The organism is Vampirovibrionales bacterium (genome assembly GCA_016712355.1).
GTDB lineage: Bacteria > Cyanobacteriota > Vampirovibrionia > Vampirovibrionales > Vampirovibrionaceae > JADJRF01.
In genome coordinates, this window is the sequence record JADJRF010000009.1 from 1 (window position 1) to 25630 (window position 25630).

General features: G+C 52.3%; 23 protein-coding genes and 3 pseudogenes. 3 read left to right on the forward strand and 23 right to left on the reverse strand.

Going from position 1 to position 25630, the window contains the following annotated elements:
- Nucleotides 1-256: hypothetical protein (locus tag IPK79_14435; protein ID MBK8191630.1), on the reverse strand; the 256-nt coding region annotated here is incomplete at its 3' end.
- A 42-nt stretch (nt 257-298) separates the two neighbouring features.
- Between IPK79_14435 and IPK79_14440 the strand changes: the two are divergent.
- The 3 genes and pseudogenes from IPK79_14440 (at nt 299) to IPK79_14450 (ending at nt 1582) form a co-directional block, all read left to right on the forward strand.
- A pseudogene (locus IPK79_14440) lies at nt 299-699 on the forward strand (transposase).
- Nucleotides 687-1207: pseudogene (gene dut / locus IPK79_14445) on the forward strand (dUTP diphosphatase). The pseudogenes IPK79_14440 and dut overlap by 13 nt, the downstream one beginning before the upstream one ends.
- A 3-nt stretch (nt 1208-1210) precedes the next feature.
- Nucleotides 1211-1582, forward strand: a complete 372-nt coding sequence (locus tag IPK79_14450; protein MBK8191631.1) for a hypothetical protein — start codon at nt 1211-1213, stop codon at nt 1580-1582.
- A gap of 154 nt (nt 1583-1736) precedes the next feature.
- On the opposite strand, the gene IPK79_14455 is transcribed toward IPK79_14450, so the two are convergent.
- The 22 genes and pseudogenes from IPK79_14455 to IPK79_14560 all read right to left on the reverse strand — a co-directional run bounded on the left by IPK79_14455 (nt 1737) and on the right by IPK79_14560 (nt 24166).
- Nucleotides 1737-3305, reverse strand: coding sequence for a CAP domain-containing protein (locus IPK79_14455; protein MBK8191632.1), 1569 nt, complete (start codon nt 3303-3305; stop codon nt 1737-1739).
- Between the two features lie 214 nt (nt 3306-3519).
- Nucleotides 3520-4899, reverse strand: a complete 1380-nt coding sequence (locus IPK79_14460; GenBank protein MBK8191633.1) for an SBBP repeat-containing protein — start codon at nt 4897-4899, stop codon at nt 3520-3522.
- Nucleotides 4896-6668, reverse strand: coding sequence for a hypothetical protein (locus IPK79_14465; GenBank protein ID MBK8191634.1), 1773 nt, complete (start codon nt 6666-6668; stop codon nt 4896-4898). Before IPK79_14465 ends, IPK79_14460 begins: the two co-directional genes overlap by 4 nt.
- A gap of 2 nt (nt 6669-6670) precedes the next feature.
- The gene (locus IPK79_14470; protein ID MBK8191635.1) at nt 6671-7120 is read right to left on the reverse strand and encodes a hypothetical protein; all 450 of its coding nucleotides are present in this window, start codon (nt 7118-7120) and stop codon (nt 6671-6673) included.
- Nucleotides 7117-7470 carry a hypothetical protein gene (locus IPK79_14475; GenBank protein MBK8191636.1) on the reverse strand — a complete coding sequence of 118 codons (354 nt, stop codon included), beginning with the start codon at nt 7468-7470 and terminating at the stop codon, nt 7117-7119. Before IPK79_14475 ends, IPK79_14470 begins: the two co-directional genes overlap by 4 nt.
- Nucleotides 7467-10265 (reverse strand): phage tail tape measure protein, encoded by a 2799-nt coding sequence (locus IPK79_14480; protein ID MBK8191637.1) that lies wholly within the window; start codon nt 10263-10265, stop codon nt 7467-7469. Before IPK79_14480 ends, IPK79_14475 begins: the two co-directional genes overlap by 4 nt.
- Before the next feature lie 139 nt (nt 10266-10404).
- Entirely contained in the window at nt 10405-10665 is a 261-nt protein-coding gene (locus IPK79_14485; protein MBK8191638.1) for a hypothetical protein, read from the reverse strand.
- Nucleotides 10666-10879: 214 nt separating this feature from the next.
- On the reverse strand, nt 10880-11890 hold the full coding sequence (locus tag IPK79_14490) for a hypothetical protein (GenBank protein ID MBK8191639.1): 1011 nt from the start codon (nt 11888-11890) through the stop codon (nt 10880-10882).
- A gap of 12 nt (nt 11891-11902) precedes the next feature.
- The gene (locus tag IPK79_14495; protein ID MBK8191640.1) at nt 11903-12310 is read right to left on the reverse strand and encodes a hypothetical protein; all 408 of its coding nucleotides are present in this window, start codon (nt 12308-12310) and stop codon (nt 11903-11905) included.
- Entirely contained in the window at nt 12310-12957 is a 648-nt protein-coding gene (locus IPK79_14500) for a hypothetical protein (protein MBK8191641.1), read from the reverse strand. The genes IPK79_14495 and IPK79_14500 overlap by 1 nt, the downstream gene beginning before the upstream one ends.
- The gene (locus tag IPK79_14505; protein ID MBK8191642.1) at nt 12950-13279 is read right to left on the reverse strand and encodes a hypothetical protein; all 330 of its coding nucleotides are present in this window, start codon (nt 13277-13279) and stop codon (nt 12950-12952) included. The genes IPK79_14500 and IPK79_14505 overlap by 8 nt, the downstream gene beginning before the upstream one ends.
- 92 nt (nt 13280-13371) lie before the next feature.
- On the reverse strand, nt 13372-13737 hold the full coding sequence (locus IPK79_14510) for a DUF2190 family protein (GenBank protein ID MBK8191643.1): 366 nt from the start codon (nt 13735-13737) through the stop codon (nt 13372-13374).
- A 59-nt stretch (nt 13738-13796) separates the two neighbouring features.
- Nucleotides 13797-15830 carry an HK97 family phage prohead protease gene (locus IPK79_14515; protein MBK8191644.1) on the reverse strand — a complete coding sequence of 678 codons (2034 nt, stop codon included), beginning with the start codon at nt 15828-15830 and terminating at the stop codon, nt 13797-13799.
- Nucleotides 15827-17323, reverse strand: coding sequence for a phage portal protein (locus IPK79_14520; GenBank protein ID MBK8191645.1), 1497 nt, complete (start codon nt 17321-17323; stop codon nt 15827-15829). Before IPK79_14520 ends, IPK79_14515 begins: the two co-directional genes overlap by 4 nt.
- Nucleotides 17311-17559 carry a hypothetical protein gene (locus IPK79_14525; protein ID MBK8191646.1) on the reverse strand — a complete coding sequence of 83 codons (249 nt, stop codon included), beginning with the start codon at nt 17557-17559 and terminating at the stop codon, nt 17311-17313. Before IPK79_14525 ends, IPK79_14520 begins: the two co-directional genes overlap by 13 nt.
- A gap of 119 nt (nt 17560-17678) precedes the next feature.
- Nucleotides 17679-18455: a hypothetical protein gene (locus tag IPK79_14530; GenBank protein ID MBK8191647.1), complete on the reverse strand. Its 777-nt coding sequence runs from the start codon at nt 18453-18455 to the stop codon at nt 17679-17681.
- Nucleotides 18456-18469: 14 nt separating this feature from the next.
- Nucleotides 18470-19246 carry a ParB N-terminal domain-containing protein gene (locus IPK79_14535; GenBank protein ID MBK8191648.1) on the reverse strand — a complete coding sequence of 259 codons (777 nt, stop codon included), beginning with the start codon at nt 19244-19246 and terminating at the stop codon, nt 18470-18472.
- A gap of 318 nt (nt 19247-19564) precedes the next feature.
- Nucleotides 19565-20026, reverse strand: coding sequence for an H-NS histone family protein (locus IPK79_14540; protein ID MBK8191649.1), 462 nt, complete (start codon nt 20024-20026; stop codon nt 19565-19567).
- A 3-nt stretch (nt 20027-20029) separates the two neighbouring features.
- Nucleotides 20030-20326 carry an H-NS histone family protein gene (locus IPK79_14545; GenBank protein ID MBK8191650.1) on the reverse strand — a complete coding sequence of 99 codons (297 nt, stop codon included), beginning with the start codon at nt 20324-20326 and terminating at the stop codon, nt 20030-20032.
- 238 nt (nt 20327-20564) lie between these two features.
- Nucleotides 20565-21890: a hypothetical protein gene (locus IPK79_14550; protein ID MBK8191651.1), complete on the reverse strand. Its 1326-nt coding sequence runs from the start codon at nt 21888-21890 to the stop codon at nt 20565-20567.
- 781 nt (nt 21891-22671) lie between these two features.
- Entirely contained in the window at nt 22672-23724 is a 1053-nt protein-coding gene (locus IPK79_14555) for a phage terminase large subunit family protein (protein MBK8191652.1), read from the reverse strand.
- Nucleotides 23609-24166: pseudogene (locus tag IPK79_14560) on the reverse strand (terminase small subunit). Before IPK79_14560 ends, IPK79_14555 begins: the two are co-directional and overlap by 116 nt.
- Nucleotides 24167-25630 lie beyond the last annotated feature (1464 nt).

The window sequence follows — 25630 nt, forward strand, 5'->3', positions numbered from 1 at the left end:
TGGCTGCTAAAGCATTCGAAGGCAACAATCTTTCTGAAGAAATCAAAGAGCAATTAGTTAAAGCAGCAATGGCTGTCACGCCAATTGACCGGGCCATCTTCGGCGTGCCTTCGGGTATCCGCGACCAGCGGACCTCGCCGGTTCTGCGATTCACCCGCTCGCCCAGGTCTGCCCGACCATGCAGCAAGCGCGCTTGCTGGCGGGCGAACAGGGCCGTATTCCACGCGAACCGCGCACTGCCGAACTCAACCGCCAATTGTTTTCGCTGGTGTGTATCGAGGACTTGCAGGTGCGGAACATGTCCAAGTCGGCGGCAGGCACGGCAGATGCCCTGGGAAGAAACGTTCGGGCCAAGTCGGGCCTGAATAAGTCCATTCTCGATCAGGGCTGGTCCTGGAGTTCCGCCGCCAACTGGATTACAAGCTGGCATGGAATGGCGGACACCTCATCGTCGTTCCGCCGCGCAACACCAGCCGAACTTGCCCTTTGTTGCGGCCATGTCTCGGCGGACAATCGCCGCACCCAATCCCGCTTTGCCTGTGTGGCCTGCGGTTTCGAGGAAAACGCCGATGTGGTCGGCGCGATAAATGTACTAGGGCTGGACACGCCCGGTTAGCCTGTGAAGTGAGCGGTGCGGTAAGGCCGCCAGCAGCAGGAACCCGCCGAAGCGACTCAGTGGTGGCTCAATGCCGCGCCTGAGCGCCGTGGGAATCTCCGGCCTTCAGGCCGGGGAGGATGTCAATTCACTTTACTACCACGAAATCCAAACTCGAATTCTAGACTCGCGACTTGGCACTGAATTCCCGTTGCCGACCTATGCAACGCCCGGATCGGCTGGACTTGATTTGCGGGCGATGATTGATGAGCCGATAACTATTTGGCCAAATGAAACAAGGCTTATCAAAAAACCGGCCTGTCAATCTACATCAGCAATCCAGGGCTAGCTGCGTACATTCTGCCGCGTTCCGGACTCGGCCATAAGAACGGCATCGTGCTTGGAAACTTGGTCGGACTGATCGATAGCGATTATCAGGGCGAACTGCTGGTCTCGTGCTGGAATAGAAGCGACGATCAATTCAAGATCAATGTCGGAGATCGTATCGCTCAACTGATTATCGCACCGGTGGTGCGGGCACAATTCAAAATCGTCGATCAGTTCGTGGTCAGCGAGCGCGGTGAGTTGGGGTTTGGGTCGAGTGGAGAATAAGACATGCAATTGATAGAAGAAGTAAAAGCAGAGCTTGAAAGAGCAATAAATAAATTTCCAACATGGCCTACCGATCCGCTCCATGCTCTAGCCGTTCTTGGCGAAGAATACGGAGAACTCAACAAGGCCATGCTTCAACTTGTATACGAGCCGCATAAGACAACTGCGGAGGATGTTCGCATGGAAGCGATTCAAACCGCTGCGATGTCGATCCGGCTAGCGATGAGCCGGATTCTTACCAATACAAGGGGTGCGATCAACATAAACAATCGCATATCGAGAATGACAAGCGATGAGCAAAAACGCTGGATGGTACGCGGAGTTGCACCGCTGGGAAGAAGGATTATTTCCTGGCGCGGCATTTTGGGATGGTGAAAATGGAGTAACAGCCTACCCATCTGCGAATGGGCAGGCCTGTTTGATACGATGGAAGACGCCGATAAGTGGGCGTGGGATAACGATCCTGATCTTTAGCGCAACAATTCCTCAATCGCCTTACCGCGCCCGCCCTTGACCGTGGCGAGCGCGTCTACACGAACTGCGCCCAAGAAAAACGCTTTTTGCAATCTCTCGGAAGCCTGCGAAACCCGACTACAGTCGGCTTAGTCCGGTCGAATCCGGTGAACTTGACAAGCACCTCATCGCCGATTTCAAACGCCGCAATGTTGCAAGGCGGGTAGACGATCAAGACGTTGGTCAGCGTGTTCGCAGAATTCAAGTCAAAAGCATCTTTCTCGGATTGCAGCTTGCGGCATTCAGCAGCATTAAGCGTCACTGAGCATGTGCCGGCGTTGGTATTCAGCGCCGTAATCACTCCGTAGCGACAATAGGGCTTCCACTTATATTTACCCGGCTCCAGCGCGAGATGGTAGAACACGGCGGGCGGGCTGATCGAGTCCGTCAGCCGCAGCTTGCCGTGTGGCGCGAAATTGCTTCCAGCGGGCGCGATGTTGAGCGAGCGCTCATCGTAAATGACCACTCGCTCTGATGTGGTTCCGGCGTCAATCGTGGCGGATGTCTGCTGGTACGCATCGATGTAGAAGCCTGGCACCTCCATCGTGGCGACTTCTTTACCGACCGCCAACCCCAGGGTGTAGGTCGCGCACCAGCAATCGATGCTAAGCGCCGCCAAGGCCGCCTTACGCGCCGTGATTTCCGTGATCCTGGCGACCCTGGCAATCTTTTCCGCCATCAGCTTCTCATAGTCTTTCTGCGCGGCCTGTTCCTTCAACTTCGCTTCCGCGAACTTTTTAACCACGTCTTGCAACCCGTTCGGCACGTCCGGGTCGGTATGCGGCGCTTCGATCTTGTCCAGCTTGGCTTGTTCCTCCTCCCCGGCTTTCTTCGCCGGATCGGGCGGAAACGTATAGGTCGTCACCGGCGGCGGGTCCGGGTCAGGCTGGACGATCAGTACGCACCAGAGATGGGTTGCGGGATTTTTCGGCGCGTACTTGTAGGCGACGCCCGCCGCCGTGGCGGTGGATGACAGCAGGGCGTTCACATAGGCCGTTGTGCGCTTCCAGCCGGCCAGTGTGGCACTAGGGCTAGTGGTCCCGTACTTGAGTAGCTCTTCGACGCTAAGGGCGCTGTAGCCCACGTACAGCACCCGCTCAGCAGGTGTCGATTGGTTGTAGCCGATGTGTCCTGTCTCGCCCGTCGCGGCTTGGTTGCTTAGGTGGACCCGGCACACGCCGTCTAGGTCGGAATCGCGGGTGAGCGGGTCAAGAGAGTGATCTGCGCGGTAGGCATTGATTAGGTCAAAGAGTGGCGATTCTTGCGCACGATCCGGGTCAACCCATGGAAGCCCGGTTTCCGGGTCATTTTCCGGGTCTGGCGTCAAGGATGGAGCGGTGCTGTTTTCTTTCGAAATAAGGTCGTTTTTCCACTGCTCGATCACGGCGTTATAAGCCGCTTCCGCAATCGCCGAATCGTCTTTCAGCAAGTTAAGCGTGTTGATGGTTTTAAGGAGAAGTGCGGCATAAGCGGATTCTTGCTCTTGTAGTTTTGAAAGCTCTTTATCATATTTTGTAGTGTCATACAACGGGCGAATCTTATAGAGTCCTCCGCCGGTTTCAGACAAGATGATCGCTTTCCCCATGACTACGCCTCTTCTACCTTCATCCATGCGCGTCTTGTCGTAATCTCGTAATCAATAGCACCCACAGTCCATGATAGCACTCCGTCAAATACCGTGTCGTTCGGATGCAAATTAGGATTAATATCACACTCCGCGAAATGCTTGAGTTCTTTGTCGAATCCAGTTCGATAGACGCCAGTCAGTGTAACAGATTGCGGTGAGAATGAAACAGGAATCAGCCTCCCGCGCACTTTGATTTGTCCCGTTCTCGGCATCCTATCAGAATCAATGTCCCACATGAGCGCTTGCAGGAATTCGCCCATGGTTTCGATGCCGTTTGAATCGCGCAAACCGACGTAATAGCCAATCGCCCATCATTCGCTTTTCTCTCGTATAGATCAGCGAGTATGGCCGTTGAAGCATTAGGAATAACAACATCAATCCAGGTGGATTGCCCCAAGCGGCGTTGGCATTGAATGATGGAAAAAGGATACTCGATCAGTGTGCCGCCCGTTATATAGAGACGATAGATGATATTGGAGTCTGGAGTTGCGCTTAAATCGGGAGCTAGTGGCTTTGATGTGGTGTTAGGAATCCCTAGAGCAAGCCCTAGAGCGAGGCTTGGCGCTTGCACAGAGACCTGAATCGTGGGGACGCCAAGCCCGTATTCCAGAGCTAGTCCTGGCGGCTCGACAATGACCGCTGGCGGCGGCGCTAATAGCGCCAGCGCATAGCAATTTTCCGTATGATTCGCGGACCACGACAAACTGCCTGACGAATCAAACACCCATAACGTTTTGCTGCTATTGACGGGTCCAGCGACGTAAATATTCCCGGATTGATCGAGCTTTAATGCGCGAACATCAAGAATAGACGTAATCGGGAATCCTCCCGTTGTTATTTCTGTTCCGCTAGAATTGTATTTCTTGACATACCCGAATCCGCAAACGTAGATATATCCATCAGCGCCGACCGTAATAGCCCGGTCTGTTTCAAAATTATCAACCGACCATTGCAAAGTGCCTGAGCTATTGTATTTGCGCATCGTATAACTTCCATTCGATGCGCCGCACGTATAAACATTTCCTGAATCATCAACAGCAATGCCGTTGACGGTGGCCCCGTGATTCGCGGTCCACTGTTGAGTGCCTGAGCTATTATATTTTCGTGTCGTAATGCTGCTGGACACGCTGCCGCCCGTGTACACATTTCCAGCCGAATCCATGGCCACGGCAAACACATAATCGCCGTGATCAGCAGACCAAGACAACGTACCCGATGAGTTATATTTCCGAGTGGTCTTGCTGTCAATTCCAGTTGCGCGCCCGCCACCGATACAAACATCCGTGGAATTCGCGGCGACCGCATAAATAGTGGTTCCGTGGTCCTTGTTCCACTGCAATGTGCCGTTTAAGTATTGTCTAAGTCCTCCATCACCACCAGATGCCGTGCCGACGCCAGCACTGTATAAAAAGCTGTTTATGGAGTCTGTGGAGAGTCCGTATATAGCGGCGCTACGTGAAATAGAATCAATCGACGATCCAGCAAAGCTATAGCGCCGGATATTGATGTTGGTTGCGGTGGCAATGCCGGCGGTATAGACGTAACTCGTCATTCGGATACCTCCATGATCGACGATGATTTGTCGATAAATATGGTAATCTCGTTGACCGTAAACGTTTCTCCGTTCCCTAGGTCGGCAATGTCATTAGGTCGCAAGTAAATATCCACGTCGCAACGAATACGCCGTTCTCCGTTTCTGTCATTCCTATAAGCGGCGTTCTTAATAGCGATGGTATTGTAATTATAAACGGTCGCTGATTCTCCGTAGAGCGTGATACTGGCGTTTTTGCCCCCACGATCCACCGAAGCGCCGCTTAAATCAACTGCAATCCATGGATCGATCTGTTCAATTCCGTCATTAAATCGGACGCCGCGCCAGATCGTGATGGAATGACCGATTTGATCCAGAATCGCGGTGAGCGACTCTGCATCCGGTATCTCGCAAACGTAAGTCGCCGATGTGGTTGTTTCAGAGATACGCAGCTGTATGGACTTCAGTTTAATGGAAATTGACGCATCATCGTCAAAGACTAGACGATGAATGACAGGGACCGGCAATCCAACATAATAGCGAGTAATCGTCGGAATCCCTAGCGACAATCCTAACGCTAGTCCTGGAGGACTCACATAGACCATTCCTGATATAGTCGGAGTGCCTAGATGAATAGGCAGTCTTAATGCCGGAGTCTGGACTTCTCGAACCGATAGACACAACGCGCCAAGCGCATTACCCGCAACGTCTGAAGTATTCGTGCCAAACGTGGTTGCTTGCCAATCAATCGCATAGCCCACAATACCAAACACCGTGCGAGTCGCCGGCCCGGAACTTCCGCCAGACGGGACCACGCGAACGCCATAAATCGTATCATCCGAGTCAATGGAAATTGCCGAAAGCGTGTAATTCCCGAATCCTGAATCCTTGGTAATGAAGTTTAGACTGGAATCGTATTCGTAGAAGACATAATACGTTCCGCTTAAGCTCACGGGCGTCATAGAGACCGCAAAGTGTCCGCTCGATAGTTCGACAATCCCCGTGCCTTGGCTGTTATAGCTACTATCGTTGACCGGTCCTATTGCGCCAGCGACAAAACTACCACTGGCGTTGTATTTACGAACTGCCTGTACTACTCCGGTATTCCAGAAAAATCCAGCGATGAACACATTCCCGGATGAATCCACAGCAATGCCGCGAATCGCCGAATTAAACTCATTGCAGGCACTCCAAACGATACTACCGTCCGATGCGTCTATTTTAACAAGGATGTTTTCAGTATAGGGGAATGCCGTTCCGCCAACATAAATATAACCGCCACGATAGACTATCGGGCGAGGATACGGATTATCGAGGTGAGGCGATGAATACCCGGTATCTGTTGACCATTGCAATGCACCTGATGAATTGTATTTTCTGAGATTGTAATAGCCAGTTGCGCCGGGCGTCGTTCTGACAGCGCCGCTCGAATTCACAGCATCGCCATAGACATAAATATTCTCGGAATCATCAATCGCAATACCGAAACACGCCGCGCCGTGATTCGCATACCATAACAAATCGCCGTCTTGATTGAACTTGCGCGTAGTCATCGCATATTCAGAATATGCGGATAGGCTCTCGGTATCGGTATAATATTTGAGGTCAGATGCGCAATACTGACTGCCATCATCGCCCAGCACAATTCCCCATACGTTTGAGGTATTGCGACCGAAATAGACTCGATTCCCGTGCAAGTAGGGATTGCCGGATGAGTCTATTTTCTGTCCGAGAGGATAATCAAGACTAAAGGCTCCCTCGCAGCCAATTGCTAATAGCGGCTTCGCCATGATTAGGGCTTATAGATGAGCTTATTGATGGCGTTCCAATTAATCGACCAGTCCGTGCTGACTGAGATCACGTCCGTATCATCGGAGTTGGGGAGCATTCTAAAAACAACCGGATTCGTCACGCCTCCGAAAGTCCCAACCGCGACACAAATAACATGTCGGAATGTAGCGGTTAGCGATGTCCAGGTTAAATCATCGTAATCGATATTTGAATTCGTGACCACGGGCGTCGTAAGTTGCTTTCCGCCAACCGTATAACCTCCAGTAGTAGTCAACTCATTATAGCTTGGGTCTGTGCTGTCATTCGCGCCGTTGTCCCATTGCGTGTGCGCTGAATTGAATGTATAGCCAGAAGTGACTAGACGAATACGGAGTTCCGAGGTGTCCAGATCAAGTCCGCCCGTGTTAATGAGTTTCCATGAGTGATCGTACCAGTACATTGCGGCAGTCATGATGTTCCGTCCAGTTTAGCGATGACGCGAGCGCTGATATTGAGCTTATTTTTATTGACGGCGGTCGCAAGAATGACTTTGAAGATACCAGCTTCGCAAGAGAGAGAAACCTGGCTGTAGTGGCTGATGAGGTATTTGAGTTTTTGAAGAATATCCAGCGATGGATTGACGACATCAATCGTGAGTGTTTGATCGGATTCTGAAAAACCGGTATCGTACACAGAGACCGCGCCGTCCAAGGTGTCAACGACGCTGCCCCGGCGACTCGCTGAATATGGGTTATTCACCTTTACATCATGTAATAGTATGATCCCGTTTGGATCATACGTTATAGCGGCAATTGAAATCATACTGACCCCAACAGGAATTGTTCGGCATCAGAATTAACGCGAACACGAATGTATTTCATAATCTGGAACCAGATTGCTTCTAGGTGAGGTTCCAAGCCGGCGGCTTCGACAGTAATCAGCGCGTCGCCTCGTTCTATTCTCCGAGTCTCTGCTTGAATCTTTTCAATCGTGGCTTTCGTGAGTTGCTTTTGCAGTTCAAGCGCTGCTTCGCGTCGCTTGTTCTCAAGATCGATTTGTTCTGTTATTTGCAGCTTTGTGTATGTATCGGCACTGCCTAATGATCCGAATAGCGAACCTAACAAGTCGCCGGTCCCGCTAATCGTTTCATTAATGCTCGAAAACGCGGCTTCGACTTGCTTAGTTTGCGCTTCCAGGTTAGCTACATTCAGAGTAACAAACGCCTCGATGTTCTTGATTCTTTCGTTACTGGCTATTTCCTCCATTTTAATGCGGAAGCTATCGGCTTCTTTCGTCGCCTTTTCTACTTTCTTCGCATTATCTTCTGCGGCGGTAGAGACGGCGGCAAAAGCGCCAGTGGCTTTTACGGTCTTACCGTCAATACTACTGTACGAAGTGACTAGCGCGCCATTTGCGGCGACGACGCCTTCAATATTCGTGCGATATTGTTCTACCTTGACGTTATCAGGCAGTTTTAATTCCGGCAATCCTTCCAGTGTGCCGATATATTTTTTTGTCGAATCATTGGCGTCTTTTGTCTTTTCGTCAATCTTGTTGAGTTGCGCTAGTATGCCATCCCATGAACTAACCGGGACCGGCTTTGCGAGGAAGTTAACAAGATCGGTATATTCTTTATCGGCGTCTCTTATGCTTTGTTCATATCGCGCGATTTCCGATATAGCGCCGTCAAAACTGGTTACTTTTATGGTTGATGGGGCATTATTCTCAAGCTCTTTAGATGTTCCAATCCATTCGTCTACCCGATTTTTTAGCGCAACAAACCCATCGGCAATGTCGGCAGCGGCGGTTCCGGCTGACGCGCCCTCATACCCGGCTAGCCAATCCGGCCATGACCAATCCGCCAGCTTATCGGCAGGAATCAGGAATTGCGCAATAGCGCCCGCCGCAACGCCAAGCGCAACCGCTATACCGGCTGGACCTGTGATAGCCGCCGCTGCTAGCAACGCCTCCGCTTTGAGCGCCGCTAGTGCTGGTGTGACCTTGCTTCCGAATGCGATAAACGACAAAAGCGCGGTATCTAAAAATCCTGTTGCGGTATTCAGTCCAGACCCAAAACCGATAATGGTCCCGATAAATCCTTGCGCTTCCGGCGTTGCATCCTTAAATGCCGTGGCTAGTTTATTAATTCCTTCCAGAAATGGTTTTAACCCGCCTAGTTCTCCAGCGGTTATTCTAACAATTCCTGATATTGCGTCAACAACCCGCTGGATAGACTCGGCTAGTTTGTCTGGTGTGCTAATGTCAATATCGCCAAACAAGGCTTCAAACGCAGCCTTGCCTTGCTCGCCAAGTGCTTTTAAAGAATTAACAAGCGGCTGAAAATCAACTTGTGATAGAGCATCAGGAAGATTTCTTGCAACAGTCCGAAAGATATTTTCAAGCTCAGCCAGTTGCGGATTCAATAACTCAAACAACGGATCAAGAGAACCCGCTTCGATGGTCTTTTTGAATTCAATCGCAAGAGCGCCAAGCGATGAAATAACGCCGGTCGTATTAACTTCAAACTTATCGCCAAGACTGGTCAGTAATTGGCGGAAAGACTCATTGGTTGACGCAATGATTTGTTGTGCAGACTGTAATCGTAGATTTACCTCCTTATCGATACTCCCTCCCGCCTCTTTCGTGATTTGGGCGGATAATTTCATGGTGTCATTCCAGGCAGTTAAGACTGGAATCATCTTATCGTATTGCTCTTTACCAAAGAGCGTTGCCGCTGCCGATGATTGTTGCTCGTTAGTGAGTTTAATAAAGTTTGGAACAATCGTATCGAGAAGCTCTTTAATAGTTCCTATGGGTTTCCCGGCGGAATCAAACTTAACGCCAAGATCAATCATTTGCGCCGCCATGGCTTCAGTAGGATTGCGCAAATTAACGAATGACGAGCCTAGCGCGTTTGCCGCTTCTGACCCACTACCAAAAACGTCGATAACTTTTGAAAGTAGCGCGGCGGTATCTTCAAACGATAATCCGGCCAATTTAGCAACCGGCGACAGATCAGAGAAGCCTTGTGCTAATTCAGTAAAGGAAGACTTGGTAAGGTCAGCCGTTTTATTGATAACATCTGAGAATCGTTTTGATACGCTAATTGCATCTTCGTTGGCAACCTGGAATCCAGCGAGAGAGCCATTGATGATTTTAACGGCTTGATCGAAATTCACTCCGCCAGCAATAGACAAATCAAGTGCTGATTGGACAAGAGTTAAGCTATCGCTGATTGAAAATCCAGCCGCTTTAAAATCAGCGGTGGCCGTTGCGACTTGATTGGCGTTCTGCCCATATTTGAGCGCAACTTCGTTAATTGCGTCCGCGAACTGTCTTGCTTTTCCCTCGCTATCATCTAGTTGTTTTTGAAGATCAAGCAGTGATGACTGAAACTTAACGGATTCGTTATAAGCGAGTCCGCCAATAACGCCGGCAACCGCAATAAACGCCGCCTGAACAATAGCCAGCTTATCGGATAGCTTTGCGAATGGCTCTGTAATATCTCCAACAGAGTTATTTAGGTCTTGTAAGCTCTTCCCGACCTTATTTGCGGTCTGAGTGACCTCATCAGTCCCACGAAAAATAAGCTCGACAACGCTTTGCAGGTCAGCCATTATTTTATCGCTCTTGCCTTATCTTCATAATACATTCCCCATAGCTCGCACTCTACCGTTGTCAATTGTCCTTGCGGAAATAAATCAGGGCGACACTCAAAGAGAAATCGCCCTTTCATATCGCAAAGCTGCAAAGCCATCACGACATCGGGGATTCCGTAGAGCGCGGCACTTTTCCCAAATCTGGCCCAAGCCCGGTAAGCTCAAGGATTTTATTGGTAAGCTGATACCCGACAACCGGGTATAGAGCAAATAGCCGAATAGCGTCTTCGCGCGCAATCTTCGGATCGACGCTCCCGAAGACCAAATGATCGAACCGCTTGGAAAGGTCTTCGGGAGGTTCCCCATCGGCCCCGAAGAGCTTTTTCAGCGCGTCGGCTTTGTCTGGAGTGTGCCGCACTAGCCAGCGCCTCGACAGTCGCCGCATAGAGCCTTGCACGGCCCTGTGCGTCGTTTGCCGTGGCAATCTCCACGCCCGTCAATCCGCGCACCGTCCATATCGGCTTGGCGTCTTCAGGGAACCAGTGGGCCAGATCATCGACCGAAACTTCCGCCGTCCGTGGCGATAGTTGCGATGCACAAGACCGGAATCGCTCAAGATCGAAGCTCATATCTTAGAGTCCAGTAAAGTCTACGCTGGCCTGTTCCGGAGATACCGTGAAAGACCCTTGCGGGGAACTCTTCACGCCGAACGTGCGCGCCACGCCAAGTACGCCTTGGGTCAACTGATACGCGGAACCAGAGCGCGACGGCTTAAACCGGAAGATCAGCTTTTGCCCGACCTTGCTCAGAATGCCGTCCGTGACGCCGGATTGCAGCGCGGCGGTAAAGCTGGCTTGGCCCAAACTGGACGATACAGAACCCACGTTCCCATCATAATAAGATTCGGAATTTGTGGTATTGGAAGTCTCCGCCGGCACCCAATCGCGAGAGTTAGCGATTTCCGCAAAAACAGGGGTCGCCACTCGAACGCGTACCGACTTCGCCACGGACCCGGTATGAATCAGCGGGAGCGCGGCGGCGAATGTGAGTCTACCGCGCAAGTAATCCACAGAATACACGGGATAGTCATAACGCTCTTGATGAGTGCCGACGACTTGATAGATTTCATCAGCGGTAATCGGCGCTGCGGTAATCGAGGTTAAGCGCACTTGAGCCACCTCGATTGAGCCGACCGGAATAAATGGAGGACCACCGGAAGCGCCGCGCGTCTCGGAATGCGCAGTCGTTGCCGTTCCGGCGACAACAGCATAAGCGCCGCTGGAGTTCACCGTGATGCTGTTGATGATATGCGTGTTCGTCGAAGACCCGCGTGTGCAAGTCAAATCAGTATCAGCGGCAACGGTAATCTGCCCAGTGGTCGCACTCGCGCCCGTCATGCCGGGAGCCATCAAAACGACAGCAGCGGCATCAACCATGTCATTAGTAGTACTGACTGCTGGAATAACCGCGCCGCCATTAATGACGCCGTACGGACCAATCACCGGCTCATAGCCGCTCGCTTGACTCCACGGCGTAGACGTTGCGGTGAAAATAGCATGGTCGCCAGAATCTGTTAGCGCGGCGAATGCCTGCTGACTAGCGGCGCTCTCGTATTCAATCGTTTGAGTGGTCAAAATGGCCATGATGTTTCTCCATCAATAAGGGCTACCGGCGATATGCCGATAAGTCAAATCAAACCGAGCAACAGCGCCTATTAGTACACTGCCAGTTTCAGAAAAAAGAGTTGCTCCGCCGGTATACGTCAAATCTTCAGCCAACCCGCCCAGCGTCGGATCGGTGCCAAGTGCCGTTGAAATCAAATAAGCAAGAAGTGAATTAGCAGCCGTGGTTCGGCTGGCGTCTTCGTCGTAACGATTAATCGCCTCGACAGTTAAGCTGGCGACCACTAAAACATCATCATAGTCGCGACTTAAAACCGTTTCCTCTCCCTCGATCAGCGCATAAAAAGGCGTTTCGTCGTAATCCTGTGGATAGGGATTACGGGTTGCTTTCAATCGAGTTGCTAGCGCGGCTATTGCGAGTTCACGTTTGGCGGTTGCCATTAGTCTTCACCCGTGCCATCACCAGCGGGAGGCGGATTTTTTTGAATCAGCCAACTTGTCTCTGCGTCGATCGCTTTCTGCAAATATTCGCTCAACTCTGTCCCTAAGTCGGTAGTGACCGATTCAAACATCTGCCCTGGACCTGGGCCATATAGCACGGTATAAGGTAACCGGCTATTCGGATTAATGGCGTTCTTCATACCTTGAGAGCGCAATACCTCATTCCTAACTGCAATGAGGTATCCGCCGCTATTCTTTGCGGGAACCCAGAATCCGCTTAATATTTTGACGGGTGTCTTTTTGACTTTAACGACAATCGGATCAGACGGCCTACCAGCACGAAATGGAAATAGAGACGTTAAAAAATTCTCCATTCGTGTTCCAGTTTTCTTGCTCGATAAAATAGCCCTAAGCTGATTCGAGTTAGCGCGATTGTTAAATAGTTGTGCCGGCCCATCCAATTTGCTCTTGATCTTGCTAGACGACAAATTAACTTGCTTTGCTATTTCCTGAGAAAATCTCGTTCTTGCGCGTGAAGCCGTTTTATTCAACCCGCGATAGAGCGCCTTGGTTGCGCCGTTCTTGATATAAGCAAGGCGCTCACGTACTTCATTCAGTTGCTGTTCGTTGACTTCAACTTCAATCATCGCCAGCCCTTACGATAATCCGAGAAAAATAGCCATCATCGGAGTCACGTTTCAGCACGATATATCGATCCGATCCTATGGTAATCACGTCATTTCGACGCGGTATGTTTCCAGCAAGATCAGCGATTGCAATCGTAATGATCGTCTGCTTCTCAATAGCTGACGTGGCTTCGGTTAGTGGATTCACTACGTCTTTATCGACGATAGCGACCACGGTTAATTCATCATCCGTGGAATCAACCGTATAAGTCGCCGCATCTCCAAAGAACGACTTGATCAGTGGAACAGCAGTCCCGTTCATCAAGTCGCTAAAATCCGACATGGGTTACTCCCAACCGAAGATCGAATAAAGCTCAGTCGCCAGAGCTTCAGACCCATTGTTGAGATACGCCCATGCCGTGATATTGCCGCGCATCACGCCAGCACTCCCATAGGACCGCCGATCAGCCTGACTTTGCAAGTCGTGGATGCGGCGGTAGCGGTTTCCCAAACCGTGCCGATGGTATGCTTTCCGCCAGTGGCAACACCAGAAGCGAACGCGGCTTTAAGCTGCGAGCCGGTAGTGCGATAGAACACGCGATTTCCATTCGTCTTTGCGCCAGTCGCAACAGCAGCCAGCGGAAATACACCTTCCAGCGCAATCGCGATTTTCTGGCCTGCACCGGTGGCTGAATTCAGCGCAACCCCAACCATGCGATTGATAACTAGCAACTGGCCATTAGCGACAGCGCCGCTCGTCGTGTAGTTGAAAACTTCGCCTTCAGAAAGACTTTGAGCCATGACTGTATCCTCAAACTGAGTAACCAGCCGCCCAATCATGGGCGGCATGATGGAATGGATTAGTTGCCGCGATACTTGTGAACAGCGCGGAAATCGAGCGCGGACACGCCGAAGTCAACGCCCACCAAATAGCTAGTGCCTTGACCATCCCACTCTTCGTTTTCCCGCATGTACGGTTCGGCCATGCCATTCAGGAAAGCGACCTCAAACGTGTCGAAGATGTTCGGATCAGCCAGCAGATACCACGCTGCGGTGCCGTAAGTCTGTCCATCGAGCCGGGCATCCGTGATGACCTCGTAGCGACCGCTGAACGGATTTGGCGGCAAGGTTGCCCCAGTGCCAGCCGGGTCGTAAGTCGCGGCCATGAGCACGCGCGCGGTGTGCTCAAGCGCCTTCGGGACCATCAGGAACCGTGGCTGGATATTCAGCACCGCGCTAGTGTTCGGGTCGGTCTGCTTAGCCATGGCCACGGCAGCGGTATTCAGCGTCGCGACAGTGGGAGCGGTGGATGCAGCCACATAGTTCTTATGGCTTGACGTGTCGAAAAGCGCCGTAGAGTCCTGATTCAGAGTCGGACCGGTGCCATTCAGCAGCGCATAAGTGATGTCGCCAACCTTCCGATTGCCGGCCAGGCCCATTGCGCGGGGAATAGCCGACAGGGCACGCAGATCGTCGTTGATGATCAGCTTGCGAGTGATGCGGTATTTCTTCGCATAGCTCACCAGCTTGATCGTTTCCTTACGATCCGTGAACTTGCCGTAAGTGATGTCTCCATCTTCCGGGACTTCATCCAAGCCGGTGAAGCCGGAAAGGCCGCTAATCTCTGCGGTCTTGAAATCCGGCAAGGTGCCGCGCCGCGTCCAGGTCTGCCACGTTTCGGGAGCCTCTTCCCACCCTTTCAGCAGCGACTTGTTAGCGACATTAGCAAGGATATTGGTGAAGTCGGACGTGGTTTGCCCAGCAGCGCGATACGTCAACGCGCGAAAGGCTACGGCGTCATCGTCCATCGCTTGTGTGTTGATGCCGTGCATCCGGCAATAATCGCCAGCGAGCACGATCAACCGCTTGCCCACGAATCCACCAGCCCGCGCGCCGTCAATCGACTTGCGGTCGGTCAGGACGCCGGCTTTCACAAGCATCGCTTCGGTAAATCCGTTGCGGAATTTCTCAGTCTGATCTTCGCCCATGCGGACACCAGCACCCAACGGTCGCGGCTGATAAGCAGGGGAGGCGGCGGGTTGAGCGCGACTGGCAACGCCAAAAACTTGCACGCCATCAGGCACGGTTCCTTGGTTGGAAGCCGGTTCCGCTTCGCCGCCCAGCGTCTCCATCACAATCTTGCGAGTTTGATCGGCGCTCCATCCTTCATTCAGCGCTTGCGCTCGAATGCCGTCATACACCGAATCACGGGGGACAATTGGATTAGCAAAGATGCCATCGATTTCTTTCAGTCGATTGCGCTCATCCAGAACTGCTTTAGCGCGTATGGCATCGATTTGACGAATCGGCACAACCGGATCAGTGCCAGCGCCATGATTATCAGTAGTCCCGACTTCGACAGCCGGCGTTTGAGTTTCATCAGCCATTGCATTAACTCCACTTAAAGACCGATTAATTCCAACGGATGCGTCCGCCGGCACCGTTACGACACTTGATTCAAGTAGCGTCCATCCAGTCACGCGGATGTCGTTACTATTTGCTTGTTCTTCAAATTTGTTGACTTGATAGCCAATAGAGATATTCTTTAAAAACCCGTCACGCACATCATTAAATACTTCAATGGCTTTCTTGTTATTTGAAAACCGCAAGACGCCACGCAATTTTCCATCCTTGATTTTAATTCGCTCCACCACGCCGATTGGCTCATCGGTATTGTGATTCCATAGCAGCGGCAATCCATCGCCGGCCCGACTCAAATCAACGGCGTCTGAATCGTGAACAAGAATCTCTCGGCCAAAGAATCGATCAACTGGCGATTCGCTGGATAGCGACGCGGGAACGGTTCGGCTTTCGAGATTGGCTTCCCGCAAATCTAGCGTTGCAAACCGCTCAAAGCGGCCATCTTGCAACGCGCTTAGGTCTCTTGTACTCATGCCGCTTGATCCTGTACTGGAGCCTCTTGTGGCGTTTGCTGTTTCGGCTGCGAATCCAGCGGCGGGCGCACGTCCAGCGGGTCGGCCATAAGCTGCGCGTCAACCGTTGCTGGGTCTCCGCCCAAGTCTCTAATAACCTGCTGTCTGCTTCTAAAGCCGGCCTCGACCATGGCTTGAAATGCTTCGATTTCTTTCTTTGGATCGATCCACGGGATTTGCGGCGGGCGGATTTCAGGACGATAGAGACTCATCTCATCAACGCCGGCCGGTACGCGCAACAGACCGGAAAGCCGAGACGCATCAATAAATCGACGCCAGACCGGCAAATAGAATTTCTCGCGAAGGTAGTCAAAGATACGGCGATAATGCGCAACCGTCTCAACCAGTTCTTGCCGTTGCGCGGAATACGTGCCGTTGTAGTTCTTGGCGATACTGGAAAATCTCGTGCCGGTCCCGGACGCAATGGCCCGCAGTTGTGAATTGCGGAATAGCTCAAGATTCGGATTCGGGCGTTTCGAGTCGATAACGCCGACATCCTCACCCGGCTGTAATCCGTCGAAGATTAAACCAGGTTCCATTGAAAATGAACGGCTCCCGGTTTGGCTCTCTTCGCCAGTCGTAGTGACGGTATCCGATAGCGCCGAATCGCGCTTGATGAAAGCAGTGAGTGCGGCGGCAACTCGCGCGGCAATTCGCTCGCTCTCTTCGTAATCTTTCAGATCATCCAGCCGGGTCAGCACGCCATGGAAAATAGATACACCGCGCGTTTGGTGTAGCCGTTTCACCAATTTAAGGTGCACCACGTTTTCGGCGCGAAGAAAAACCGTATCGAATCTTGAGCCGGGAAGAATCAGTGAGCCGGGATGCTGCTTGAGAACGTAATAGCCAATCGCGCGACCCCAGCCGTCTTTTTGCACGCCGTGAACGATCAGCCGAGATGCGTCGGTTAGATCGAAGGGCACAAAATCAGATTCGAGCCATTCCAGCGCATAAGGGATTCGGCTGGTGTACGGCGCAACGGGCTTATTGACGTGTTGAGCAAATACCTCTCCATCCCGAAGAAAAGAGCGACAGACAATCCGCTCCATTTCGCTGCCTGGAAGTTCGCCGGTCACTTCTGGGTATTGCCAAAACTCTTCCCACAACTCGGCAAGCTGCTTATTGAGGTCCGTCGCCGGATCGCGAGTGCGCGCATTTCTGGCCATCGGCTCGATACCTGCGCCCGCGCCGATGATGTTCGTTACCAGATCGTCAAGGATGCCAATCGCTAGATCGTGGTTTTCGTCCAGCCACCGGCCATACTCGCGCAAGTTGCCCTTGGCGCGGTCCATGACAGCATCCGCGCTTGCCGAGTTGCCGCGCCTTGGATGCTGAGAGGTAGCGGTGGCGGCGTCGTAGTAGCGTTTTGCGCTGGCCAGCCGTCCGAGTGCCAGCATCCGGGAAGCCGCCCAGGACGGCGCAACGTAGGCAATCAGACGGGTTAGCGCGTCCATGTCGCCACCGCGTAGGGCTTCCCAGTTGCCGATCCCGTGGCCTCAGCGATGGCCGCTTGGAGTTGCCCGATATAGGCTTTGAGTCGGGGGAGTTCTGCTGGGGAGAACGATAGGCGCTTGTCGCCGGTCGCAATTGTGACCGCGCGCTTGCCGATGGCAAGTTCCTGCATCGCGGTCTGAGCATCGCTCAGCCACGTTTGCAAGGTTGCTACGGGGATACCGGTAAATATTGACATTCCATGCTTACAACACAAAAAAATGGAATGTCAAGCATCAAAAAACCCGCTACGAGAGCGGGCTGCATGGACGGTGCTGCAAGTTTAACTGTGAGGATTTCTCACATTTAAAAGCAGCCCTACTTCTTGGGATTTTTTACCGCGTTTCGGCGATTAGCCGCCTCTTTAGCCAAAAATGCAAGCGGTATCCGGGTCTTCCTGCCGCCGTAATTGTAGACCTGCTCAATAACCACAAGATAAGCATCCCTTGACACCTGCGCGGTCATCATCCCAGAATGGGCCTTGACCCTAGAAATAAATATATCCTTGTCAAATCCATCAACCCTGCAAACTGACGATAAAGCCTGCACGAATGCAAAATGTCTTGCGAACCTTACGCCATGCTCCGCGCAAGAAATCGCCAAAAACGCGACATCATAGGCGTGTTTTTCGTCGGAAACCTTATAAGTTCCAGCCTTAAACCTGTTGTTCTGGTTGCCATTTGCGGTTGTTTGTCCTGCCAGCATGGCGATGGCGCATTGAATAGGTATCCCGGTCAATTCAAGATAATTCTTGACCTTGATATAGTGTTCGCTGCCAACTCGGCAATAGCTGGCCAGATAGTCTTGTAAGGTCCAAGGCCGCGTAGCGACTTCGAGTTCTTGGATCGTCTCTCCCTGATCTTCGGCAACCACGTACTTGCAGGGAATTCCAAGTTTTCTGGCAACGTGGAATCGATGATGCCCAGCCTTGATCTTCAGCTTTCCGCTGCCGTTTTTAACAACGTGCATCGGGTACGGATCAAGCCAGCCATAGGCCAGCATGGACCGCTCAAGCGCCGTGGTCTTGCCAATGTCCCGGTTGAAGTCAAACAATTCAAACCGGTCGTAGTTAGTAGTTTCCTGAATGTTTGCCATGATACAATTACCTCTTAACGGTTTTTTTCGATCCACTTTATGACCCCATCCAGGGCGCTATCCCGGTTGGGGTCTTCTTTCTTGATGCGCTTTAGTTGTTCGATAGCCATGACTCCGTATCTTGGGGCATCGTAAACCTCGCCGTTCACAACAACATGCCGCTTGGCGGTTTGCGGCGTTTTGGTGCCGCCCCCCCTATTTGCCGTGTAGGTTCTTTTCGCCTTCGTTGCCTTGTCTCTCTGCACCTCTTCCGGTTCGTTGGCCAGTATCGCCGCCGTCGATACCGCTATCCGCCCCTCCTCGACAGCCTCAATCAGTTCTGGCACACCTTTCTCCAAGACCTTCGTCGCATGATCGACGCTCTTCCCAGACACTCCAAACTCCTTCCCGGCGGCATCGCGGGCATCGCTGGACTTCTTGATCGCTTCCGGTAAATTTACCGGAAGCGTTTGACCGGGGGCCGTCTGGCCGTGACCCTGCCGCTCCCTCGCCTGCTTGTCGTAGTAGCCCCGGAAGCGGGCGGCGACCATGGAAAGCTGCGATGGGGTAAGGTGACGGCGATAGACGTTCAGCGACTTCACATAGCCAACCGGATCATCAGGATTCACCTCGACCGTTTTCGGTGCAACGCCGGCGAGCGCGCAAGCCTGCCATCGCCGCCTGCCGTCCAGTATCTTCCCATCGTACAGTTCAATCGGTATCTGTTGACCGTTTTTTGTGATGTCTGCGGCCAATGATGCAATCGAACCTTTCTCCATGGGGAGAATGTTTGCAATCTCATGGAATTCCATGCTTACCCCCTTTTATTCCTATGAGGCAATACGCAAGGCGGTCCATCATCAGAAACTTCAATAACCCATGTTCCCCGCATTTCCCCTCCTATCTTTTTAGCGCCCGGTATGCGACCGGCGATTAGCAGTTGCTGGACTCGTGTCCGACATACGCCTAGCCTTCGGCTCGCTTCCTTCGTATCTATCAGCATCGCTGTTTATCCTATCTCAAGTGATTGGATTGTGCAAGCATAAAACAAATAAGAGTATCAGTCAAAACTTAAAAGCAAGGCATTAAAAAACCCGCAATGGGGCGGGTCTGGATATGCGACGTGTCGATCAAAAACCCGGATCGTCCGGCGAACCCAGCGTGGTCGGCTGATCGATCAAGAAATCCTCCAAGCTGGCACCGGCTTCCAGCTTTTCCTTCAACCAACCGGGTTGCTTGCCTTTCCCGGCCCAGGTGCATTCGGGCTTCGCTGGGTCTTGATACTTCGGCTTTGACGGGTTGGCCATCTTCACCGGTGCCGGACACAGCGCGGCGAGTTCGGCTTCAGTTGCCGCCGTTCTGGCCTTGTCGGCTTCGACTTGGGCTTTCAGTTCCGCGATGCGCTCTTCGCGCTTCTGTTCCAGCATCGCCTGGACCTCTCGGCCATATTCATCGATGGAATCGGCGATATACCGAAGATCGCCGAAGTTCATATAGTCCAACGGCGGCAGAACGATATGGCGCCGATGATCGATGGATTGCGGCGCTGGACCCATAATGTCATTTTCCCCATATTCGCGTGCTTGAATCATTGCTTACCCCTCCACCGGAATCAAACAGGCTTCACGCCCCACCACATCCACCCACGCTGGCGCTTTACCGCGCCCGGTCCAGGTCTGTTCTGGATTTCCAGGATTGCGAAACTTCGCGGGCCGCGAAGACTTAACCCGCTTTTTCTTCTCTTCCGTCTTCGCGGGCGGCTTCATCGCTAGCAGTTCGGCGCGGCGAGCATCGAGCTTTGCAAGCTCTTCATCGAGACGCTTCAATAGCTCGGCCTCGATTTCTTTTGCCTGAACCAGTAGTTCATCAGTTGTTGCCATCGTCAAATCCATTACATTACCTTTCTGTAAGCGCCGAATATAGCGCGATTACAATATAGGAAATCGGATTAATCTTTGCAATACCCGCGATTGCAATAAAAGTGATTATTCTCTTTTCCGCGCTTTCCGGCTTGCTCCCTGGACATAATCCCTGTAGCCAAGGCGCGGGCGATACCCGTTGCAGTCTCACCGAAACGCTCTAGCCGATGGTAGAGCGCTCCAGGGCTAATGTGATGGGATCGTGCAAGGTCTATGAATCGCCATCGATGTTGCTGGTATTCGATGAATCGCGCCATCGTTCGGCCTCGACAATGATCGTCCGGCAGTTTTCGTCAAATTCCACAACGTCAGACATTGGCCCGTGCTGGCCCCATGTCTTGACCGCCTTCCACCCGGTTTCCGTCAAAAGTTCTTGCAACTGGAAAGGGGTGTAATGCCGTTGATGAAACGGTGCGGTTTCCGGCGAATAGGGCACCACATTTTCGTTGGGGACGCTGATCAGCAGCCGGTCAGCGGGTAGCGACTGAAGGAGCGGCTTCGGGTCGTGAAGGTGCTCGATCAGCTCGAAAGCAACCGCCCAGTTGGCTGCGTATCCGGTCCTATATCTTTCATGAAGACACCGCCCATCCAGCTCTTCCTGAGAGTAGTATATTTTCTTGTGGTCATAATGTGATTCAGCGTAGTCAATACTCTCTCGGCTATGTTCAAGAGCGATGATAGTATCAACAGCAGGCTGTTGCGCCATGATAAGGCTGCCGTAGCCGATACCAGACCCGCAATCAATGACCATGCCGTGCACCTTGCTGGCTGCAAAAGCATAGCGGTATCGATGATCCGGCTGTATCTCTTCCAGCGTCTCGGCCACTTGCCGCTCTCCGGATAGGAGCGCCGTGGTTTCTTCGGTCCCGCCTTGGCCAGTCATCGCCCGGAAGCGGGCGCGATTGGCTGGAATCACCAGCGGATTGTCTTTGTACCCGTAGACGAACCCGCGCTGATTGATGCCCAGAAAACCGGATTGTTCTGGAGCCATGCACACAAGGCCAGCGCGCTCCATCACGCCTACCCAGTAGGCCACGTTGACGTGGCCATCTTCGACCGCGCCGTTTTTGTGGTCGGCATAATCTGCGCCGAAGACCCGCAACTCCTTGACGCCGATGAAAGCCGCATAGACCACGATATACGCTAGCGAATTGTGCCACCAGTTCGAGTGTTGCGGCTGGATATTCTTTCTCAACCAATCCCAAATCTCATTCAACGGATACCGATATACGTGATTGGGCCAGCCGTCCGAGTTGTCGCTCGTAATAATCGGCTTGTTGTGCTTCCAAAGGCTAGCGCCGTAACGCGGGAACTTATCCGCTTCGCCTTGAATGTGGTCCATCACAAACAACAAATCGTGGTTAAAAACATTGACGCCACGATTCAGCGTCCAAATCTCATCACAGGTTGTGACGGCTTCCGATAGATCGTTCTGAAGCCATGCGCCCGCATAAACGTCGCGGGACTGCCCTAGCGCAACCAGCGCAACGGTTTTAGGAGTGTTTCCGGTCGGATGTTGCCATTTTATCTTATCCATGGAGTTCCTGTTTGTCGTCGGATGAATGAACTGTTGCCAGTGCGGATTGTGGCTTTGGGAGCAGGAGCGGAATGAATAGGCCGAGAATGATTGATTGCGGCCCAATCAATCGGCCTTGCCAGTAAAGCCGCCAGCGCCAAAACGCGAATATCCAGCGCCTCATTCCTGCTGTTTGCGGGCAGAAACCATTCTCGAATGGGCCGGCCCTTAATGTATTTCGTTCTAACCTGTTCTGAAGTTAGCATTTCAAAATAATGTTTATCATAATCTAGCGGAAAATGGCAATAGCCTGGACCGGCCTCCTTAATCTTGAGCCGTGCATACCATGCGTCTTTTCCTGAATCAGCGCCAACATGCCAAACATTCGCATTGTATTTTTTACTCTTTGCGGCTTTTGGCGTCCAGATTGGCTTCGCTCCAGGCATTCCCTTTGTTGGGTAGATATGCCGACCAATCCGTGCGCCGCAAAATGCGTAGACCTGTGCGGTATGATGCCCGCCAGAATCCACACAACCAGCCATGACGCGCAGTCTTCGGCCCGTTTCGGTCTTGTAGATGCCTAGCAAGAATTCATCGAGGTCATTCCATACTTCATTTTTGGCTGGATCGCCATGGAATACCCGATATTCAATGCCCCACGATTCTGGCGCTTCATCCCGCGACGATGCTCGCCACCCGACAATCTCAGCCTCCAGTCGGTCCCCTTGCACGTCCACGCCAGCGGTCAAATACAAAATTCTTTCGGGTATTTGATCCTTGCCGTAATGCTCGCGACGCCCCATCAGTGAGTCAGGGTCGGCCTTTTCAGCGTCTTCCTCCCACGATTCTCCCAAGCTGGTATTGACCCAAGTCTTGAGCAATTGCGGGTCTTGCTTTGCAAATAGAAACTCTCTCGCAATGTCAGCCCATTTTCGCCATGGGCTATAGAGTTCGTTGATATGGAACCCGGCGACGCCGTTAAAAGGCATTTCAGCTCGCCATTCTCCCATTGCCAGCAGATTCGCGGCTTGTGACTTTCCTCGATTTCGACAGCGCATTCCGGGCACACCATGATCGCTCGATCAGGCTCACCGGGAGGCCATCGGCAGTTCTCCCACTTGAATATGTGGAATGTTCCGCAATGCGGGCAAGGCACGTAAAAATGGCGTTGGTCGCTATTCTCATACGCCATATCGATACGAGAAGCGCCCTTAATCGTTGGCGTTGAGGTCAGGACAATGCGACGATTCCAAAATGTAGCGGTGCGCTTGATCGCTAAATTAACAGGGTCGCCTTCACTGCCGGCACTCGCTGGGTATCGGTCTACTTCATCGCACAATACGATGCGAATCGGTCGGCTGGCGAGGCCAGCGGGAGAATTCGACCCGGCAAGCGTGAGGTGCCCGCCAGCGAATCGTTTGTGCAGGATGGAGTTGCCAGAATCGCGGGAGCGTGGATCGGCTATCTTATCCTTGAGCGCTGGAGTGTCTCGAATCATCGGCGCAAGGCGGTCTTTCGAGAACGCCTCTGCCATGTGCTCCGTAGGTTGGAGCATGAGAATAGGCGCGGGGTCTTGATCGACATGAAAGCCGATAATCGCTTTCAGAATCGCAGTTTTCCCGATTTGCGCGCTGCTTTTGACGACGACGGTATGGATTCCTCTCTCGGATACCGCGTCCATAATGCCTTTTTGGTATGGGGCGCGATCCGTGGAGAACTGTCCCGGTTCGGCGCTATCCTCAGCACTCAGTTGGAGATATTGATTCGCCCACTCGCTGACCGTCAGTTTCGGTGGCGGTTTGATCGCTTTGAGCGCCGATTTCGAGGTCCGATTTAAGGCAATTTCCCATGTCATTGTCATGGTAGAGTTCTTCTAGCGCGGTATGGATTGCGTCTGTGAGTAGCGTTTCGACCTCAATAAACGACTTTCCGGCCACCAGTGGCGCGTATTTGTAGGGGATCGCAATCATCTTAGCCCGGAAAGCCGAAATCATTCCAATCCAAGATGCTTCTACCTTCTCGGAGGGGATTAAGTGGCCTTCGAGTTGTGCTTTCTCCAAGGCAAGAATATCGGCCTCCAGCTTTACCTTTCGCGTCCGCTCCGTATCGTAGTCGGTAGGGGGTTCATCTGATTTTTGGCGAGCATCCAGCCAAGAAATAACAGCCGCCGTCTCGTATTGATTGCCCTCCCTGCCCAGTCTTTTAAGCAGGATCGGCATACCCTGTTTTGCCCACTGAGTCAGCGTTTCTTCAGTGGTTCCGAGAATATCCGCAAGCTGTCGCTTGTTGACTATCATCTAAAAGGTCCGTTTTGTTGTGCTGTCGCTACAGAAATTTCGGGCTCCGCGATACCAGCTATTTCTATATCCTGCGTGAGTACCTTCATCATCGTCACCAAAGAGCCTTCTGGGAAGCCAATCACGATCGATCAATATCGTCGTCCCAGATCAACCCGCGCCCGTGGTGGAAGTGGATACGCGATGCGTCAAGATCACGCTAGATGTTGCCCCTTCCGCAACACTTTATATTCGCACGCCATAGGTCTGATCTAAGCTAGTTCCCTATCGTCAACCAACGTTCCAAGGTAGAGTTGAATCGGTCACGATGATTCACCCACAATGACGCGGTATGCGCAATAATGGTTTCCCCGGTACGCAACCAATCGTCATGGTGGAAGAATTGCCGGTCTGTACCGTCTGGAGTCTGTGGGATCGTTCTTAGAATTGACCGGCTTTTCCCCATCGTGCATGTTATGGCGTGATTTCCTAGAGATACAGCTCAAAAAATCTGGTGGAGTAATCAGGCTTGTTCCGTCCGAGTGACGGACATGAGCCGGCAAGATTCCATACAGACCCGCTTGCATGTATTCATCACCTTTCACCGGCTTTTTCAGGTTCGGCCTTTTCAGTGGCCAGCACAATACCTTTTTCATCCCGTGCCGACCTTGCCGCGATTCTGCTATCGCTGATTTGTCGCTCGATCTCTCAAACGAAGTAAGCCTGCTTGTCGAATCCCTCCAACCACCGACCGCTTGAACGCCCGCATGAATCGCCGGATAAAGACTTTATCCGAGAATATGTACCTTGGCAATGAGTGGAATTTGCAGGAATCAAGAGCTCTCACCGCACCGGCTATGTCGCCGCCGGATGTCATCGAGGTTCCGTCCGGCGACTCTGCCTCGAAACCATGAACGGTCTTGTAGGAGGATCATCTACACTTCGCCAAACGCCAGGTGACGTCTCAGCAGTCAGCGCGCCGTTGGTAGCGGTGGGCACCACGCTAATCTGCAACTCGATGATATCCCCTACATACGTGTTATCGTCCGCCGGGACGAGCTGGCCCCGTATCCGTTCCGTCTCCATCCAGCGGAGAGCCGGATGTATAGCCGAATAGACTGGAGCCACCGCTCATCGCCGTGTTAGCCAGGTGCGTTCCAAAGGTGGTTCCCAGAAGTTCTTAGCCGTACGCGACGCCGGTCCAGACCGCTGCTACCGTCCGAATACCAGCGCATATTGCTGATATTCGTATTCGGCGGCGCGTCCGCTATAAGCGCGTAGCTTTTTACATAGCGCTGTAATTCGTTCCAGCGCCGGGCACCACCAGCGGATCATTTTCGCATCCACCGCCGTCGAACTCGTAGAAGCAACGGCCTTGAATCGCACCGATACCTGAAGTTTTGTTAACGCCCGTGTCAGCGTCGATAGTCAATTCGTGAATCCCCAGATCCGACCATCGGTATATCCTCCAATTTAAAACGGATC

Bases quoted from the DNA above. Each gene is read 5' to 3' on its own strand.
- IPK79_14510 (MBK8191643.1), bottom strand. From the start codon at position 13,737: ATGGCTCAAAGTCTTTCTGAAGGCGAAGTTTTCAACTACACGACGAGC.
- IPK79_14460 (MBK8191633.1), bottom strand. From the start codon at position 4,899: ATGACGAGTTACGTCTATACCGCCGGCATTGCCACCGCAACCAACATC.
- IPK79_14540 (MBK8191649.1), bottom strand. From the start codon at position 20,026: ATGATTCAAGCACGCGAATATGGGGAAAATGACATTATGGGTCCAGCG.
- IPK79_14465 (MBK8191634.1), bottom strand. From the start codon at position 6,668: ATGGCGAAGCCGCTATTAGCAATTGGCTGCGAGGGAGCCTTTAGTCTT.
- IPK79_14450 (MBK8191631.1), top strand. From the start codon at position 1,211: ATGCAATTGATAGAAGAAGTAAAAGCAGAGCTTGAAAGAGCAATAAAT.
- IPK79_14535 (MBK8191648.1), bottom strand. From the start codon at position 19,246: ATGGAATTCCATGAGATTGCAAACATTCTCCCCATGGAGAAAGGTTCG.
- IPK79_14545 (MBK8191650.1), bottom strand. From the start codon at position 20,326: ATGGATTTGACGATGGCAACAACTGATGAACTACTGGTTCAGGCAAAA.
- IPK79_14505 (MBK8191642.1), bottom strand. From the start codon at position 13,279: ATGTCGGATTTTAGCGACTTGATGAACGGGACTGCTGTTCCACTGATC.
- IPK79_14525 (MBK8191646.1), bottom strand. From the start codon at position 17,559: ATGTCAATATTTACCGGTATCCCCGTAGCAACCTTGCAAACGTGGCTG.
- IPK79_14455 (MBK8191632.1), bottom strand. From the start codon at position 3,305: ATGGGGAAAGCGATCATCTTGTCTGAAACCGGCGGAGGACTCTATAAG.
- IPK79_14495 (MBK8191640.1), bottom strand. From the start codon at position 12,310: ATGGCAACCGCCAAACGTGAACTCGCAATAGCCGCGCTAGCAACTCGA.
- IPK79_14470 (MBK8191635.1), bottom strand. From the start codon at position 7,120: ATGACTGCCGCAATGTACTGGTACGATCACTCATGGAAACTCATTAAC.
- IPK79_14480 (MBK8191637.1), bottom strand. From the start codon at position 10,265: ATGGCTGACCTGCAAAGCGTTGTCGAGCTTATTTTTCGTGGGACTGAT.
- IPK79_14550 (MBK8191651.1), bottom strand. From the start codon at position 21,890: ATGGATAAGATAAAATGGCAACATCCGACCGGAAACACTCCTAAAACC.
- IPK79_14520 (MBK8191645.1), bottom strand. From the start codon at position 17,323: ATGGACGCGCTAACCCGTCTGATTGCCTACGTTGCGCCGTCCTGGGCG.
- IPK79_14475 (MBK8191636.1), bottom strand. From the start codon at position 7,470: ATGATTTCAATTGCCGCTATAACGTATGATCCAAACGGGATCATACTA.
- IPK79_14490 (MBK8191639.1), bottom strand. From the start codon at position 11,890: ATGGCCATTTTGACCACTCAAACGATTGAATACGAGAGCGCCGCTAGT.
- IPK79_14530 (MBK8191647.1), bottom strand. From the start codon at position 18,455: ATGGCAAACATTCAGGAAACTACTAACTACGACCGGTTTGAATTGTTT.
- IPK79_14500 (MBK8191641.1), bottom strand. From the start codon at position 12,957: ATGATTGAAGTTGAAGTCAACGAACAGCAACTGAATGAAGTACGTGAG.
- IPK79_14555 (MBK8191652.1), bottom strand. From the start codon at position 23,724: ATGACATGGGAAATTGCCTTAAATCGGACCTCGAAATCGGCGCTCAAA.
- IPK79_14515 (MBK8191644.1), bottom strand. From the start codon at position 15,830: ATGAGTACAAGAGACCTAAGCGCGTTGCAAGATGGCCGCTTTGAGCGG.